This is a genomic window from Nonomuraea sp. CX421 (assembly GCF_059358955.1).
Genome location: NZ_JCADBK010000009.1, coordinates 259,912 through 272,740, shown reverse-complemented (window position 1 = coordinate 272,740; position 12,829 = coordinate 259,912). Strand labels below are relative to the sequence as shown.

Here is a 12,829-nt window from a genome sequence, read left to right as displayed (position 1 = left end):
CCGTTGAGGACCCGAAGGTCAGTCAGTCCAAGGGTCAGACCCTGGCGGGAAGCGCTCATCTACATCATCACTGTCAGTCCAGGCTCGCCGCCTCCGCGCGGAGCCGCTCGCCCTTGGCGTGGGCCTGGGCCTTCAGGTCCTCCTGGAAGTCCGCCATGCGCTCACGCAGCCCCTCGTCGGACACCCCCAGGATCCGTACGGCCAGCAGCCCCGCGTTGCGAGCCCCGCCCACGGCCACGGTCGCCACCGGCACCCCGGCCGGCATCTGCACGATCGACAGCAGGGAGTCCATCCCGTCGAGGTACTTGAGCGGCACCGGCACCCCGATGACGGGCAGCGGGGTCACCGAGGCCAGCATCCCCGGCAGGTGCGCCGCGCCCCCGGCCCCGGCGATGATCACCTTGATGCCCCGGGACGCGGCCTGCCGGCCGTACTCGATCATTTCGAGCGGCATCCGGTGCGCCGAGACCACGTCGGCCTCGAACGGCACGCCGAACTCGGCCACGGCCTCGGCCGCCGCCTTCATCACGGGCCAGTCGGAGTCGCTGCCCATCACGATGCCGATGGTCACGCCGCCTCCTTCGCCGCCGGAGCGGGGGTCGGGATCGTCACGAGTATTCTCCGGTGGTCAGGTAGACGGCGGCGTGCCGGGCGCGGGCGCGTACGGTCTCGAGGTCGTCGCCGAGGGCGGTCACGTGGCCGATCTTGCGGCCCGGCCGCACCTCCTTGCCGTAGAAGTGCAGTTTGACGCCCGGGTCGTGGGCCATCACGTGTTCGTAGCGCTTGAACAGGTCGGGGTCGTCACCGCCGAGCAGGTTGGCCATCACGACGACGGGCGCGGTCATCGCCGGCGAGCCGAGCGGCAGGTCGAGCACCGCCCGCAGATGCTGCTCGAACTGCGAGGTGTTGGCGCCCTCGATCGTCCAGTGGCCGCTGTTGTGGGGCCGCATGGCCAGCTCGTTGACCACCATCCCGCCGGCCGTCTGGAACATCTCCACCGCCAGCAGCCCCGTCACGCCGAGCTCCTGGGCGATCTCCAGCGCGATGCGCTGGGCCTGCGCGGCGTCCTCCGGGTCGAGACCGGGGGCGGGCGCGAGCACCTCGACGCAGATGCCGTCACGCTGCACGGTCTCCACGACCGGGTAGCTGACGCCCTGCCCGTGGGGCGAGCGCGCCACCAGCACGGCCAGCTCCCGCTCGAACGGCACGAAAGCCTCGGCCAGCAGCGGCACCCCCGACTCGAAGGCGGCCTCGGCGTCGGCGGCCGAGTGGCAGACCCATACGCCGCGCCCGTCGTAGCCGCCCCGGATCGCCTTCAGCACCACCGGCCAGCCGTGTTCGGCGGCGAAACGGGTGACGTCCTCGACGCCGGACACTCGGGCCCAGGCGGGGCAGGGGGCGCCGAAGGAGGTCAGCCGCTCGCGCATGACCGCCTTGTCCTGGGCGTGCACCAGCGCGTCGGCGCCGGGACGCACCGCGACGCCGTCGGCGGCCAGCGCCCGGATGTGCTCGGTCGGCACGTGTTCGTGGTCGAACGTGATCGCGTCGCAGCCCTGGGCGAACGCGCGCAGGTCGGCCAGGTCGCGGTAGTCGCCGATCCGGGTGTCGACGATCACCCGGGCGGCGCTCTCTCCCGGAGCGGCGGCGAGCACCCGCAGCTCGACGCCGAGCGCGATGGCGGGCTGCTGCGTCATCCTGGCCAGTTGGCCGGCGCCGACCACGCCGACGACCGGCCCGATGGGGCTGTATGAACTCACGGCTCGTGAGCTTACCGGGGCGAAATGGCTTCTCATCCGTCGCGTCCCTGTTCAGCGGCACAGGACGGGGCGGTCGGGGCGGCGATCTCAGCGGGCTTGCCCTCGGGTGCGATGGTGGCCAGTACGCTGGGTAGGTCATGCCCCATATGCACCATGGACAGGAAGGACCGACCAGGAGACGTGGACTTCATAAGGCCCCTCTACCAGCGGTTCTCGGCCCTGCTGCGTGAGCTGACCAAGTTCGGCACCATCGGCGCCCTGGCTTTCGTCGTCGACACGGGCATGTACAACGTGTTCCTGCTGGTGGTCGACCTGGGCCCGCTGACGTCCAAGGTGCTGGCCACGATCATCGCGGCCACGTTCGCCTACCTGGGCAACAGGTTCTGGACGTTCAGGCACCGCGAGCAGAGCGGCCTGGGCCGCGAATACTTCCTGTTCTTCCTGCTCAACGGCATCGCCCTGCTGTTCGGGCTGCTGGTGATCGGATTCACCAAGTACACCCTGCACCTGGACGACCCGCTGAGCCTCAACATCGCCAACTTCGTGGGCGTCGGCCTCGGCACGTTGTTCCGCTTCTGGTCGTACAAGAAGTGGGTGTTCCTGGAGGCGACCACGCCGATCCCGGCCGAGCTGCCCGAGGCCGATGTCAGGCAGGACCGCTGACGACGCGGGTCCGTTCGTTCTGCTCGGCCGGACGCAGGAAGATCGCGAACGTGGCGGGGCGGCGGCGGACGAGTTCGAGACGGCCGCCGTCGGCGGCGGCCAGCGCGCGGGCGAGCGTCAGCCCCAGCCCGGTGCCACCGCCGCCGCTGATGTTGCGCTCGAAGACCTTGGGCGCGATGTCGTCGGAGATGCCGGGCCCCTCGTCGGCCACCTCGATCACGATGTAGTTGTCGCCACTCGTGGTGGTTATGGTGACCGTGCCGCCGCCGTGGCGGACGGAGTTTTCCAGCAGCGTGGCGATGACCTGACCGAATCCGCCCGTGGTGGCCAGTGCCTTCAGCTCCCGAGTGCCCTGGAGCACCAGGCGGCGGCCCACTCCCCGGAAGACCGGCTCCCATTCGATGATCTGCTGGTCGATGACCTCGTCGATGCAGATGGGCTCGGCCTGGGCGTGGCGCTGACGGCGGGCCGCGGCGAGCAGCTCGTCGATCACCGCGGTGAGCCGTTCGGCCTGCACGATGGCGGCCTCGCCCTCTTCGCGGACGACGTCGGGCTCCTCGGCGGCCGCGACGATCTCCTCCAGGCGCATGGTCAGCCCGGTCAGCGGGGTGCGCAACTGGTGGGAGGCATCGGTGGCGAACTCTCGTTCGCGGGTGAGCAGATCGGAGATGCGGGTGGCGCTCCGGTCGAGGACCTCTGCCACCCGGTCGAGCTCGGGGATGCCGTAGCGGTGACGGCTCGGCCGCGCGTCACCGGAGCCGAGCCGGTCGGCGATCTTCGCCAGGTCCTGCAGGGGCAGCGTGAGGCGGCGTGACTGCACGATGGCCAGCCCCACCGCGACGGCGAGCGCCGCGCCGGCCAGGGCCACGATCAGCAGCAGGCGTGCTCGGACGTCCTGCTCGACCTGGGCCCTGTCACGACTGACCCGGACGTAGATGCCGTTCTCGGACTGTGCGTCCTCGGCCATCTGCCGGCCGGTCGGCGGCGAGGTGCCGACGATGGTCGCCTTGGGAGGGTTCGCGCGTTCGTAGATCTGGATGTAGCGGCCTGGATATTTCTGTTCGAGCTGCTGAGGGTCCAGCGGCGTCTCCTGGATGCGGGCGTACTCGACTTCCCCCACCAGGCGGGTCGCCTCCGCCCTGAGCTCCTGGGCCGCCTCGTCGACGATCAAGCGGCTGACCACGATGCCCAGGGGGACCCCCAGCAACAGGACCGCGATGACCGCGACGACCAGGGTTGAGGAGAGCAGGCGGCGGCGCATCTCCTACTCGCGCTCGAACCTGAAGCCGACCCCTCGGACCGTGGTGATGTAGCGAGGTTTCGCGGCGTCGTCGCCGAGTTTGCGGCGCAACCAGGAGATGTGCATGTCGAGTGTCTTGGTGGAACCCCACCAGTTGGTGTCCCACACCTCGCGCATGATCTGTTCTCGGGTGACCACCTTGCCCGCGTCACGGACCAGCACGCGGAGCAGGTCGAACTCCTTGGTCGTGAGATGCAGCTCCTTCTCCCCCATCCAGGCGCGCCGGGAGTCGGCGTCGATGCGGACGCCCTGCACGACCGGGGTCTCCGACGTGCCGCGCCGCAGCAGCGCGCGCACGCGGGCGAGCAGCTCGGCCAGCCGGAAGGGTTTGGTGACGTAGTCGTCCGCGCCGGCGTCGAGACCGACGACCGTGTCAACCTCGTCGACGCGGGCGGTGAGTATGAGAACCGGAGTGCCGTGCCCTTCGGCGCGGATCCGGCGAGCGACCTCCAAGCCGTCCATTTCTGGCAGACCGAGGTCGAGAACGATGAGGTCGATGCCCCCCGACAGAGCCCTTTCGAGGGCCTGCGGGCCGTCGGGGCTCACCTCAACCTGATAGCCCTCACGGCGCAGTGCGCGCGCGAGCGGCTCGGAAATCGAGGTGTCATCCTCGGCGAGAAGTACGCAGGTCATGAAGCGATCGTAGGACCTTAGGCGATCGTTTCCCGGGTACAGCGCACGGTTTGACTCGTCGTTGACCTATCCATTGACCTGGGCAAACGATGATAAACATCAGTTAGTCCGGCTTAAATTACCGTGACTGCCGGGATGAAAGGCGAAACTCGACCCTGGCGTGTTCAAAGAAACCCATGCGCCGTTCGGCGTGTCGCGTCGGAACGTTTCGCGGGGAAATGACGCGCGGTGGAATGGCTTGCTCCGGGACATCTCGCGCTGGGAAAACGCGAGCGCCCGCCGGAATCGGTCCGGCAGGCGCGTCGCGTGTCGTGAGCGTCGCTCTGGAGCTCTAGGCGTCCAGGAACTCCTTGGCCGACGTGTCCGCGTAGCGGGCGAGGTAGAGCTGCTCACCCAGCGCCTGGATGAGGCCGAGCTCGGTCTCCAGGTAGTCGATGTGTTCTTCCTCGTCGGCCAGGATCTCCTCGAAGATCCGGGCCGAGGTGATGTCGCCCTTCTCCCGCATCAACGCGATGGCCGGCCGCAACCGCCGCACCACCGCGAGCTCGACGTCGAGATCGGCCCTCAGCTGCTCCTCGACCGTCTGCCCGATGTGCAGCGTGCCGAGTCGCTGGTAGTTGGGCAGCCCCTCCAGAAAGAGAATGCGGTCGGTGAGGCGCTCGGCGTGGCGCATCTCGTCGAACGACTCGTCGCGGGTGTGCTTCGCCAGCTTGGTGTAGCCCCAGTTCTCCTGCATCTTGGCGTGCAGGAAGTACTGGTTGATCGCGGTCAGCTCAGCTGTCAACTGCTCGTTGAGCAGCTCAATGATCTGCTTGTCGCCCTGCATGGAACGGGCCCCCTGCGGTTAAGCGGTCGTCAGTTCTTCAGACCGCTTCAGGATCGCACAGATCTTCCGGACACAAGTGGCACAGTCCCCGCCGGCGCCCGTGGTGTCGCGAACCTGGCGAGCGCTCCGGGCGCCTGCCGCGATGCAGTCGTGCACATCGTTCTCGGTCACGGCACGACACACGCAGACGTACATCCTGGGGGAGCCTCTCAAGCGAAGGAAGCGCCCAACGAAGGTTAGGCATGCCTAAGATAACCCACTTCGGTAAGGCTTGCCTATGTGACCTGCGCCACATAGGTCGTGCTCCCCCGGAAGACTTCAGTGACCTCGGGCGATCCACTCCTCAAGATGCGGTGCCTCGGCCCTGATCGTGGTGGAGTCGCCGTGGCCGGTGTGCACCACGGTCTCGCCGGGCAGCACCAGCAGCCGCTCCCGGATCGACTCGATGATCTGCTCGAACGAGGAGTGGGACCGGCCGGTCGCGCCGGGGCCGCCCTTGAACAGCGTGTCGCCGCTGAACACCGTGCCGGACTCGGGGGCGTACAGGCAGACGGCGCCCGGCGCGTGGCCCGGGGTGTGCAGCACCTCCAGCGAGATCCCGCCGACCTCGATCTTCTCGCCGTCGCTCAGCGGTTGGTACGGGACCGTGTCGTCGTACACCTGCTCCCACAGCACCTGGTCGGCCGGGTGCAGCAGGATCGGCGCGCCGGTGAGGTCGGCGAGCTCGGCGGCGGCGTTGATGTGGTCGTTGTGCGCGTGGGTGCAGACGATGGCCTTGACCGTGCGCTCGCCCACGCGGTCGGCGATCGCCCGCGCGTCGTGCGCGGCGTCGACCACGATGACCTCGCGGGCGTCGCCGACCAGCCAGACGTTGTTGTCGACGTCCCACGTGCCGCCGTCGAGCGAGAACGTTCCCGAGGTGATGACCCTGTCGAGCATCTAGAGGATCACCACCGAGCGCAGGACGTCGCCGCGGTGCATCTTGGCGAACGCCTCCTCGACCTGGCCGAGCTCGATCGTCTCGGTGACGAACCTGTCGAGCGGGAGCCGGCCCTGCAGGAACAGGTCGATCAGCATCGGGAAGTCACGGGACGGCAGGCAGTCGCCGTACCAGGAGGACTTGAGCGAGCCGCCGCGGCCGAACACGTCGAGCAGGGGCAGCTCCAGCTTCATCTCCGGAGTCGGCACGCCGACCAGGACCACCGTGCCCGCCAGGTCGCGGGCGTAGAACGCCTGCCGGTAGGTCTCGGGACGGCCCACGGCCTCGATGACCACGTCGGCGCCGAACCCGCCGGTGAGGTCGCGGATGGCCTCGACGGGGTCGTTGGCGCGGGAGTTGACCGTGTCGGTGGCGCCGAAGTCGCGCGCCCATTCGAGCTTGCGGTCGTCGACGTCGACGGCGATGATCTTCGACGCGCCGGCCAGGGAGGCGCCGAGCACGGCGGCGTCGCCGACCCCGCCGCAGCCGATGACGGCCACCGTGTCGCCGCGCGTGATGTTGCCGGTGTTGAGCGCGGCGCCGAGACCGGCCATGACACCGCAGCCGAGCAGCCCGGCCACCTCGGCGGGGGCGTCGGCCGACACCTTCGTGCACTGTCCGGCGGCGACCAGGGTCTTGCCCAGGAAGGCGCCGATGCCCAGGGCCGGCGAGAGCTCGGTGCCGTCGCTCAGCGTCATCTTCTGGGCGGCGTTGTGGGTGTTGAAGCAGTACCAGGGGCGTCCGCGCAGGCAGGCGCGGCACTGACCGCACACGGCCCGCCAGTTGAGGATCACGAAGTCGCCCGGCTCGACCTCGGTGACGCCCTCGCCGACCGCCTCGACCACGCCGGCCGCCTCGTGCCCGAGCAGGAACGGGAAGTCGTCGCTGATGCCGCCCTCGCGGTAGTGGAGGTCGGTGTGACAGACCCCGCAGGCCTGGACGGAGACGACCGCCTCGCCCGGTCCGGGATCGGGCACGATCACCGTCTCGACTGACACTTCCTGGCCTTTACCTCGGGCGATGACGCCCTGCACTTCGTACGGCATGGCAGCCATCTTGTGTCAGTGGGGTGATCTCCGCAAGACGTGGGGCTGCACCACGCCGAGGCCGCGTGCCGGTCGGCGCCTGAGGCGGCGCACCTCGAACTCGGGCCGGTCGCCGAGATCCTCGGCCATGCCGGTGTCGACGACGATCGCGCCGGGCCGGGCGATCGAGGTGAGCCGGGCGGCCAGATTGACCGTGGTGCCGAAGACGTCGCCCAGGAGAGGCAGCACCGGCCCGTACGCGATGCCGATGCGCAGCTCGTCGGCCTCGACCAGGTCGAGCGCGATCGCCGCGGCCTGGGCCGGGGTCGGCGCGGTGAAGAGCACCTCGTCGCCGAGCGTCTTGACCAGCCGGGCGCCGTGCGCGGCCACCACGTCGGCGGCGCGGGCCTCGAACCCCTCGACCAGCTCGGCCAGCTCCCGCTCGGTCAGCTCGCTGGAACGCCGGGTGAACGAGACGAGGTCGGCGAAGCCCACCGCCAGCAGCAGGCGGGTGGGCACCGCCTCGGCCTGGGAGTCGGCCATCGTGAGCAGGCGGGTGCCGGCGGCGGCGAGCTGGGTGCGCCAGACGTGGACCAGCACCTGCTCGAAGCCGGGCAGCAGCTCCCGCGCCGTGTCGAGGATGCGGGTCAGGTCCTCGTCGGACGGCTCCTCGTCCGGCGGCAGCATCGCGCCGATCATGATCTCGGCCTGCCACTGGGCCAGCCTGGCCGTGGTCTGGCCGAGCGCGCGGGCCATCCGGATGACCGTCTGCTCGTCGAGCAGCTCGCTGTCGAGCATCATCCGCACCCGCCGCAGCGCGGCCACGTCGCCGTCGGAGAACGCGACGGCGTCGTCGGCGAGCGAGGCGAACCCGAGGGCCCGCCAGATGCGCTCGGTCAGGGCGGTCGGGACGCCTGCCTCCGCGGCGACCTCGCCGCGCGTGTAGCGGGCAGGCATGCCGAGGAGCAGACCGTCGATCTCCTCGGCGGTCGGCCTGCCCCTGGTCTCTGACGCGTCCACGGTGTGGAGGCTACGTCACGTCAGCGGCCGTCGATGGTGCCGTCGGAGGCGTCCTCCAGCAGGCGGAACAGGTCGGTGCGGACATCCTGGATCTTGGGGATGTCGCGGAGCACGATCTGGCCCCTGTCGCCGGCCGACTCCACGGACAAGGTGCCGCAGCCGAGCAGGCGTTCGGCGAACGTCTGGTCGGAGCTGACCGTGTTGACCTTGGCCATCGGGATCTCGTCGGTCGACTTGTTGAGCACACCCGTGCTGATCGTGAACCGATGGGTGGTGAGGACGTAGGCGGTGTTCTTCCACTGCAGATAGGGGACGAACGTCCAGACGGTCAGCAGGATCAGCGCGACGACGCCCACGGCGACGCGGGCGAAGAAGGCGTACTCCCAGTCACCCGGGATGAAGTACAGTCCCGCGCCCGAGGCCGCGGCGATCAGCACGAGCGCGACGGCGGGGACGACGAGTCGCTTCCAGTGCGGATGGAAGGACCTGATGCGCCGCTCACCCTGCGTCAGATGGTGGTCCGGGATGGTCATGCGCAAATCGTGCCACCTCGGAGTCGCCCCCGGCTACGTCGAGGGTCGAACGTGCACCACGTCTCCGGCGCTCAGCGTGTGGCGCTCGCCGCCGGCGGTCACCTGGAGGTGGCCGGCGTGGTCGATGCCGGTCGCGGTGCCGGTCAGCATGCGCTCGCCGGGCAGCTCGACCCTGATCTCGCGGCCGATGGTGGCGCTCGACGCCTGGTAGGCGGCACGCAGCCCGCAGGCGTCGGCGTCGCCGGCGGCCTCGGTCCAGTCGCGGTAGTGCGTCTCGACCTCTCTGAGCACCGCCCGCAGCAGCGGGTCGCGGTCGACGAAGGGCGCGATCCCGGGCCCGCCGGATTCGAGGGCCAGCGAGGTGGCGGTCTGGACGGGCAGCTCGTCGGCCCTGACCGAGACGTTCAGCCCCATGCCGATGACCACCGCGTCGCCTGAGCGCTCGGCCAGCACCCCGGCCAGCTTGCGTTCGCCGATCAGCAGGTCGTTGGGCCACTTGAGGCGTACGTCCACCTCGGCCAGCCGGCGGACGGCCGAGGCGGCGGCCACCCCGAACAGCAGCGGGAGCCAGCCGAGTGTGCCGACCGGCGGCACCGGCCTGAGCAGGACGGAGACCGTCAGGCCAGAACGCGGTGGCGCGCTCCAGACGCGGCCGAGCCGGCCGCGACCGGCGAACTGCGTCTCGGCCACCAGCACCGCTCCCTCAGCCGTGCCCTGGCGGGCGACCTGGGCGAGGTCGGCGTTGGTGGAGCCGGTGCGGTCGACGACGGTCACCCCGGTCCACAGGCTGCCTGGCCGCACCAGGGCGCGGTTGAGCGCCGCCTCCGAGAGCGGAGGGCGGTCGAGGTCGGAGTAACGCGAGTCGGGCACCCTTCCATCTTCGCCGACGTATCGGGTGCCCTATACCGACGCCGCTGTCGGGGCGTTTCGCCGTCAAGGGCAAGATGGGGGCGAAAGACCTGAACAACCGGAATGTGGTGAGCGATTCATGGCGCGTCTGGACCCTCGCAACTGGGCGTCGTGGCGGCCGTTCGGCATCGGACTGCGCAAGCCGAACAACTATCTGGAGCTGGCGAAGGCGTTCCGGTCGGTCAAGGGCAACCGGCGTTACGCGTGGCGGATCCTCAACCAGGGCACCTGCGACGGCTGCGCACTGGGCACCCGCGGCATGCGTGACTGGACCATGGACGAGATCCACCTGTGCAACATCAGGCTCCGGTTGCTCTCGCTGAACACGATGCCGGCGCTCGACGTCTCGCTGCTGCGTGACGTCTCGGGTCTGACCGGCAGGAAGAGCGCCGAGCTCCGTGGTCTGGGGCGGCTGCCGTACCCGATGTTGAGGCGCGCGGGCGAGCCGGGCTTCACCCGCGTCTCGTGGGACGAGGCGCTGCGGGTGGCGGCCGACGGCCTGCGCGACGCGCGCTTCGGCACCTATCTGACCAGCCGGGGCGTGCCGAACGAGAACTACTACGCGGCGCAGAAGGCGGTGCGCGCGCTCGGCACCAACAGCGTCGACAACGCGGCCCGCATCTGCCACTCGCCGTCGACCGTGGCGCTCAAGGAGACGATCGGCGCGGCCGCCACCACCTGCTCCTACACCGACTGGATCGGCTCCGACCTGATCGTCTTCATCGGGTCCAACCCGTCGAACAACCAGCCGGTGGCGATGAAGTACCTCTACCACGCCAAGAAGGCCGGCACCCGGGTGGCCATGGTCAACGCCTATCGCGAGCCGGGCATGGACAAGTACTGGGTGCCGTCCAACGCGGAGTCGGCGGTGTTCGGGACGAAGATCACCGATGAGTTCTTCGGCGTCAACGTGGGCGGCGACATCGGGTTCCTCAACGGCGTGCTCAAGCACCTGATCGAGAACGACTGGGTGGACAAGGTGTTCGTCGACGAGCACACCACCGGGTTCGAGCGACTGCGGAGCACGGTGTCGGAGCAGTCGTGGGAGGCGCTGGAGGCGCTGTCCGGGGCCTCGCGCGAGGAGATGTTCCGGCTGGCCCGGCTGCTGGGCGAGGCGAAGTCGGCGGTGCTCGTCTGGTCGATGGGCATCACACAGCACACCTACGGCGAGGACAACGTACGGGCGATCGTCAACCTGGCGCTGGCGCGCGGCTTCGTGGGGCGCGACCACTGCGGGCTGATGCCGATCCGCGGGCACAGCGGGGTGCAGGGCGGCGCCGAGATGGGCGCGTACGCCACGGGCCTGCCGGGCGGGCTGCCCATCACCGCCGAGAACGCCGCGACGTTCGCCGAGCTGTGGGGCTTCGAGGTGCCCGTCACGCCCGGCCTGACGGCCGGCGAGATGATCGACGCGGCCCACGCGGGCGAGCTCGACGCGCTGGTCTCCAGCGGCGGCAACTTCCTGGAGGTGATGCCCGACCCCGGCTACTGCCGCGAGGCGCTGTCACGGCTCGGGCTGCGCGTGCACATCGACATCGTGCTGTCGTCGCAGATGCTGGTGCCGTCCGACGGCGACGTGCTGCTGCTGCCCGCGCAGACCCGCTACGAGATGGTCGGCGGGGTGACCGAGACCTCGACCGAGCGGCGGATCATCTTCTCGCCGGAGGTCGAGGGGCCGCGCGTCGGTGAGGCGTGGCCGGAGTGGAAGATCTTCACCGAGCTGGCCGCCCGCACCCGGCCCGAGATCGCCGCCGCCGTGCGCTTCACCGGCACGCCCCAGATCCGGGAGGAGATCGAGCGGGCCGTGCCGTTCTACGAGGGCATCGCGAGCCTGCGCTCCTTCGGCGACAACGTGCAGTACGGCGGGCGTCACCTGCTCGCCGGCGGCCGGTTCCAGACGGCCGACGGCCTGGGCAGGTTCTCGGCCGTCCGGCTGCCCGCCGTGGAACGTTCTGACGGCACGTTCACCGTGGCCACGCGGCGGGGTAAGCAGTTCAACAGCATGGTCCACGAGCGCCGCGACGGCTTCAACGGCGCGACGCGCGAGGCGGTCCTGATGAGCCCGTACGACGCCGACCGGCTCGACCTGCCCGACGGCGCCGAGGTCGAGCTGCGCTCCGGCGAACGCACCTACCAGGGCAGGGTGCTGCGGGCGCCGCTGACGCCCGGCAACCTGCAAATCCACTGGCCGGAGGGCAACGTGCTGCTCCACGAGACGCGTCGCTCGCCCGACGCGAAGATCCCCGACTACAACGCCGCCTCCGTGACCGTGCGGCGGCTGTGAGGGAGCGCCCGGGCCCCACGAGGCCGGTCCGCGTCCTGGAGCTCTCGGGCGCCGACTCCCGCGAGCGCCGCGACGATCTGGCCACCGAGGAGCCGCTGGAGATCCGCCTCACCGCCCCTGGCGGCGCCCGCAAGACCGTGGCGATCACCATGCGGACCCCTGGCCACGACTTCGAGCTGGCCGCCGGGTTCCTGCACGGCGAGGGCCTGGTCGAGCCGGGCGGCATCGCGGCCATCGGCTACTGCGTGGACGACGACCTGCCGCCCGAGGCCCGCTACAACACGGTCACGGTGCGGCTGCACGGCCCGATCCCCGACCTGCCGGCGCTCGACCGTCACTTCCTGACGTCCAGCGCCTGCGGCGTCTGCGGCTCGGCCAGCCTCGACGCGCTCCGCGACCGCTGCCACCCGCTCCTCCGGGGCGGCGTCGAGCTCACCCCCGACGTCCTGTACGGGCTGCCGGAGAGCCTGCGCAGGGCGCAGGGGGTGTTCGGCAAGACCGGCGGGCTGCACGCGGCGGGGCTGTTCACCGCCGAAGGCGAGCTGGTGGCGGTCCGCGAGGACGTGGGCCGGCACAACGCGCTGGACAAGCTGGTCGGCTGGTCGGCCCTGAACGAGGGGCTGCCGCTGGACCGGCACGTGCTCATGGTCAGCGGCCGGGCCAGCTACGAGATCATGCAGAAGGCGCTGGCCGCGGGTGTCGGCGTGGTGTGCGCGGTGTCGGCTCCGTCGTCGCTGGCCGTCGACGTGGCCAGGGACTTCGGGATGACGCTCGTCGGGTTCCTGCGCGGGCAGCGGTGCAACGTCTACGCGGGACAGGAGCGGATCATCTTCTGAAAAGCTCCCCGGCCAGGGTCATCGGCTCGTCGATCATCGGCTTCCTGTTCCGCCCTGATCGAAC

At 70.1% G+C, this 12,829-nt stretch carries 14 protein-coding genes; 3 read left to right on the top strand and 11 right to left on the bottom strand.

Annotated features, from left to right (window positions below; genetic code table 11):
* Positions 1 to 73: 73 nt before the first annotated feature.
* Positions 74 to 553, bottom strand: a complete 480-nt coding sequence (gene purE / locus AC5L3X_RS19400; RefSeq protein WP_494858536.1) for a 5-(carboxyamino)imidazole ribonucleotide mutase — start codon at positions 551 to 553, stop codon at positions 74 to 76.
* A 55-nt stretch (positions 554 to 608) separates the two neighbouring features.
* Entirely contained in the window at positions 609 to 1,757 is a 1,149-nt protein-coding gene (locus AC5L3X_RS19395; protein ID WP_494858533.1) for a 5-(carboxyamino)imidazole ribonucleotide synthase, read from the bottom strand.
* A gap of 180 nt (positions 1,758 to 1,937) precedes the next feature.
* Between AC5L3X_RS19395 and AC5L3X_RS19390 the strand changes: the two genes are divergently transcribed.
* Positions 1,938 to 2,420 (top strand): GtrA family protein, encoded by a 483-nt coding sequence (locus AC5L3X_RS19390; RefSeq protein WP_225264114.1) that lies wholly within the window; start codon positions 1,938 to 1,940, stop codon positions 2,418 to 2,420.
* Here AC5L3X_RS19390 and AC5L3X_RS19385 read toward each other — a convergent pair.
* From AC5L3X_RS19385 to AC5L3X_RS19345, 9 genes are all read right to left on the bottom strand, one after another.
* Positions 2,404 to 3,681, bottom strand: coding sequence for an ATP-binding protein (locus AC5L3X_RS19385; RefSeq protein ID WP_494858532.1), 1,278 nt, complete (start codon positions 3,679 to 3,681; stop codon positions 2,404 to 2,406). The two genes, AC5L3X_RS19390 and AC5L3X_RS19385, sit on opposite strands and share 17 nt — an antisense overlap.
* A gap of 3 nt (positions 3,682 to 3,684) precedes the next feature.
* Entirely contained in the window at positions 3,685 to 4,353 is a 669-nt protein-coding gene (locus AC5L3X_RS19380) for a response regulator transcription factor (RefSeq protein WP_043620820.1), read from the bottom strand.
* Positions 4,354 to 4,684: 331 nt separating this feature from the next.
* Entirely contained in the window at positions 4,685 to 5,179 is a 495-nt protein-coding gene (gene bfr, locus AC5L3X_RS19375) for a bacterioferritin (RefSeq protein ID WP_189128459.1), read from the bottom strand.
* 18 nt (positions 5,180 to 5,197) lie between these two features.
* Positions 5,198 to 5,374: a (2Fe-2S)-binding protein gene (locus tag AC5L3X_RS19370; protein ID WP_189128460.1), complete on the bottom strand. Its 177-nt coding sequence runs from the start codon at positions 5,372 to 5,374 to the stop codon at positions 5,198 to 5,200.
* A gap of 123 nt (positions 5,375 to 5,497) precedes the next feature.
* Entirely contained in the window at positions 5,498 to 6,118 is a 621-nt protein-coding gene (locus AC5L3X_RS19365; RefSeq protein WP_494858528.1) for an MBL fold metallo-hydrolase, read from the bottom strand.
* Positions 6,119 to 7,204, bottom strand: a complete 1,086-nt coding sequence (locus tag AC5L3X_RS19360; RefSeq protein WP_494858526.1) for an S-(hydroxymethyl)mycothiol dehydrogenase — start codon at positions 7,202 to 7,204, stop codon at positions 6,119 to 6,121.
* Between the two features lie 15 nt (positions 7,205 to 7,219).
* A complete protein-coding gene (locus AC5L3X_RS19355; RefSeq protein ID WP_308016011.1) occupies positions 7,220 to 8,203 on the bottom strand; it encodes an adenylate/guanylate cyclase domain-containing protein in 984 nt (327 codons plus the stop codon).
* 20 nt (positions 8,204 to 8,223) lie between these two features.
* The gene (locus tag AC5L3X_RS19350; RefSeq protein WP_189128463.1) at positions 8,224 to 8,736 is read right to left on the bottom strand and encodes a PH domain-containing protein; all 513 of its coding nucleotides are present in this window, start codon (positions 8,734 to 8,736) and stop codon (positions 8,224 to 8,226) included.
* A gap of 33 nt (positions 8,737 to 8,769) precedes the next feature.
* The gene (locus AC5L3X_RS19345; RefSeq protein WP_494858524.1) at positions 8,770 to 9,606 is read right to left on the bottom strand and encodes a biotin--[acetyl-CoA-carboxylase] ligase; all 837 of its coding nucleotides are present in this window, start codon (positions 9,604 to 9,606) and stop codon (positions 8,770 to 8,772) included.
* A 118-nt stretch (positions 9,607 to 9,724) separates the two neighbouring features.
* On the opposite strand from AC5L3X_RS19345, the gene AC5L3X_RS19340 reads away from it, so the two are divergent.
* Together AC5L3X_RS19340 and fdhD are read left to right on the top strand one after the other, a co-directional pair.
* Complete coding sequence (locus AC5L3X_RS19340; protein WP_494858523.1) at positions 9,725 to 11,929, top strand: FdhF/YdeP family oxidoreductase; 2,205 nt, start codon at positions 9,725 to 9,727, stop codon at positions 11,927 to 11,929.
* Positions 11,926 to 12,765: a formate dehydrogenase accessory sulfurtransferase FdhD gene (gene fdhD, locus AC5L3X_RS19335; protein ID WP_494858522.1), complete on the top strand. Its 840-nt coding sequence runs from the start codon at positions 11,926 to 11,928 to the stop codon at positions 12,763 to 12,765. Before AC5L3X_RS19340 ends, fdhD begins: the two co-directional genes overlap by 4 nt.
* The last annotated feature ends 64 nt before the right edge of the window (positions 12,766 to 12,829 follow it).

Excerpts from the sequence above, each read along its gene's own strand:
- purE (WP_494858536.1), bottom strand. The coding sequence starts at position 553 with ATGGGCAGCGACTCCGACTGGCCCGTGATGAAGGCGGCGGCCGAGGCC.
- AC5L3X_RS19385 (WP_494858532.1), bottom strand. The coding sequence starts at position 3,681 with ATGCGCCGCCGCCTGCTCTCCTCAACCCTGGTCGTCGCGGTCATCGCG.
- AC5L3X_RS19380 (WP_043620820.1), bottom strand. The coding sequence starts at position 4,353 with ATGACCTGCGTACTTCTCGCCGAGGATGACACCTCGATTTCCGAGCCG.
- bfr (WP_189128459.1), bottom strand. The coding sequence starts at position 5,179 with ATGCAGGGCGACAAGCAGATCATTGAGCTGCTCAACGAGCAGTTGACA.
- AC5L3X_RS19370 (WP_189128460.1), bottom strand. The coding sequence starts at position 5,374 with ATGTACGTCTGCGTGTGTCGTGCCGTGACCGAGAACGATGTGCACGAC.
- AC5L3X_RS19365 (WP_494858528.1), bottom strand. The coding sequence starts at position 6,118 with ATGCTCGACAGGGTCATCACCTCGGGAACGTTCTCGCTCGACGGCGGC.
- AC5L3X_RS19360 (WP_494858526.1), bottom strand. The coding sequence starts at position 7,204 with ATGCCGTACGAAGTGCAGGGCGTCATCGCCCGAGGTAAAGGCCAGGAA.
- AC5L3X_RS19350 (WP_189128463.1), bottom strand. The coding sequence starts at position 8,736 with ATGACCATCCCGGACCACCATCTGACGCAGGGTGAGCGGCGCATCAGG.
- AC5L3X_RS19340 (WP_494858523.1), top strand. The coding sequence starts at position 9,725 with ATGGCGCGTCTGGACCCTCGCAACTGGGCGTCGTGGCGGCCGTTCGGC.